Source organism: Emticicia sp. 17c (assembly GCF_037153985.1).
GTDB lineage: Bacteria > Bacteroidota > Bacteroidia > Cytophagales > Spirosomataceae > Emticicia.
On the sequence record NZ_JBBAYI010000038.1, the window covers coordinates 1 to 2,896 of the forward strand.

Genomic DNA, 2,896 nt, shown 5'->3' on the forward strand with positions numbered 1-2,896 from the left:
TGATTGCGTTACTATCGCTGGATTTGAATAGTTCACTGATTGTCCATCCTTACGCCAGCTTAATTTTCCACTACAATTCGCTGCTGTCAAAGTAGCAAAATCTCCGGCACACAAGCTCGTTTTATCCGCTGTAAGCGTCGGTGCATTTGGTATACCTCCTGTTGTGATTTGAATGCTATTGGATGCTACACTCGTCCCACAACTGGTTGTACAAGTAGCGGTATAAACGCCTGATTGGGTCACCACCGCCGGATTTGAATAAGTCACTGATTGTCCATCCTTACGCCAGCTTAAGGTACCACTACAATTGACTGCTGTCAAAGTAGCAAAATCTCCAGCACACAAGCTCGTTTTATCCGCTGTAAGCGTCGGCGCATTCGGTATACCACCTGTTGTAATGGTCACTGAGTTACTAGCTACGCTTGTCCCGCAATTTGTCGTACAAGTGGCTGTATAAACACCTGATTGCGTCACCACCGCCGGATTTGAATAGTTCACTGATTGACCATCCTTACGCCAGCTTAAGGTACCACTACAATTCGCTGCTGTCAAAGTAGCAAAATCTCCAGCACACAAGCTCGTTTTATCCGCTGTAAGCGTCGGCGCATTTGGTATACCTCCTGTTGTGATTTGAATGCTATTGGATGCTACACTCGTCCCACAACTGGTTGTACAAGTAGCGGTATAAACGCCTGATTGGGTCACCACCGCCGGATTTGAATAAGTCACTGATTGTCCATCCTTACGCCAGCTTAAGGTACCACTACAATTCGCTGCTGTCAAAGTAGCAAAATCTCCAGCACACAAGCTCGTTTTATCCGCTGTAAGCGTCGGCGCATTTGGTATACCTCCTGTTGTGATTTGAATGCTATTGGATGCTACACTCGTCCCACAACTGGTTGTACAAGTAGCGGTATAAACGCCTGATTGGGTCACCACCGCCGGATTTGAATAAGTCACTGATTGTCCATCCTTACGCCAGCTTAAGGTACCACTACAATTCGCTGCTGTCAAAGTAGCAAAATCTCCAGCACACAAGCTCGTTTTATCCGCTGTAAGCGTCGGCGCATTTGGTATACCTCCTGTTGTGATTTGAATGCTATTGGATGCTACACTCGTCCCACAACTCGTCGTACAAGTGGCCGTATAAATACCTGATTGCGTTACTATCGCCGGATTTGAATAGTTCACTGACTGACCATCCTTACGCCAGCTTAAGGTACCACTACAATTCGCTGCCGTCAAGGTGGCAAAATCTCCAGCACACAAGCTCGTTTTATCCGCAGTAAGCGTTGGTGCATTTGGAAGGTTACCTGTTGTAATGGTCACTGAATTGCTAGCTACACTTGTCCCACAATTTGTCGTACAAGTAGCTGTATAAACACCTGATTGCGTTACTATCGCTGGATTTGAATAGTTCACTGACTGACCATCCTTACGCCAGTTTAATGTACCACTGCAATTCGCTGCTGTTAAAGTAGCAAAATCTCCGGCACACAAGCTCGTTTTATCCGCTGTAAGCGTCGGTGCATTTGGTATACCTCCAGTTGTGATTTGGATACTATTGGATGCTACACTCGTCCCACAATTTGTCGTACAAGTGGCTGTATAAATACCTGATTGCGTTACTATCGCCGGATTTGAATAAGTCACTGACTGACCATCCTTACGCCAGCTTAAAGTACCACTACAATTCGCTGCTGTCAAAGTAGCAAAATCTCCAGCACACAAGCTCGTCTTATCCGCTGTAAGCGTCGGCGCATTTGGTATACCTCCAGTTGTGATTTGAATACTGTTACTAGCCACACTTGTCCCACAACTCGTCGTACAAGTGGCTATATAAATACCTGATTGCGTTACTATCGCTGGATTTGAATAAGTCACTGACTGACCATCCTTACGCCAGCTTAAAGTACCACTACAATTCGCTGCCGTCAAGGTAGCAAAATCTCCAGCACACAAGCTCGTCTTGTCGGCCGTAATCGTTGGTGCATTTGGTATACCTCCTGTTGTGATTTGAATACTGTTACTAGCCACACTTGTCCCACAACTCGTCGTACAAGTAGCTGTATAAATACCGGCTTGGGTTACTAATGTAGGATTGGCATTGCTTATCAAACTTCCATTTAATAACCAATTCACGGTACCACTGCAATTGGCTGCTGTTAAAGTTGCCGATTCACCAGCACACAAGCTTGTCTTGTCGGCTGTAATTGTCGGTGCATTCGGTATACCTCCTGTTGTAATTTGAATACTGTTACTAGCTACACTCGTCCCACAACTCGTCGTACAAACAGCCCAATATGTACCTGGAGTATTCACCATAAGTGGATTCATTGCTGAGCCACTATTCCAATGAATTGTGCCATTACAATTGGCTGCTGTCAAAGTAGCAAAATCTCCAGCACACAAGCTCGTCTTGTCGGCTGTAATCGTCGGCGCATTTGGTATACCTCCTGTTGTAATTTGAATACTGTTAGAAGCCACACTCGTCCCACAACTCGTCGTACAAGTAGCTGTATAAACACCTGACTGATTGGTAAAGGTAGGATTAGCACTAGTCAATAAATTCCCATTCAATAACCATTTCACTGTCCCACTGCAATTGGCCGCTGTTAAAGTTGCTGACTCACCAGCACACAAGCTCGTCTTGTCCGCTGTAATCGTTGGTGCATTTGGAAGGTTACCTGTTGTAATAGTCACTGAATTGCTAGCTACACTCGTCCCACAATTTGTCGTACAAGTGGCTGTATAAATACCTGATTGCGTTACTATCGCTGGATTTGAATAGTTCACTGATTGTCCATCCTTACGCCAGCTTAAAGTTCCACTACAATTCGCTGCCGTCAAGGTAGCAAAATCTCCGGCACACAAGCTCGTTTTATCCGCTGTAAGC

At 45.3% G+C, this 2,896-nt stretch carries 1 pseudogene; it reads right to left on the reverse strand.

The features are described 5' to 3' along the window. A pseudogene (locus tag WAA15_RS24330) lies at positions 1–2,896 on the reverse strand (hypothetical protein); the annotation flags it as partial.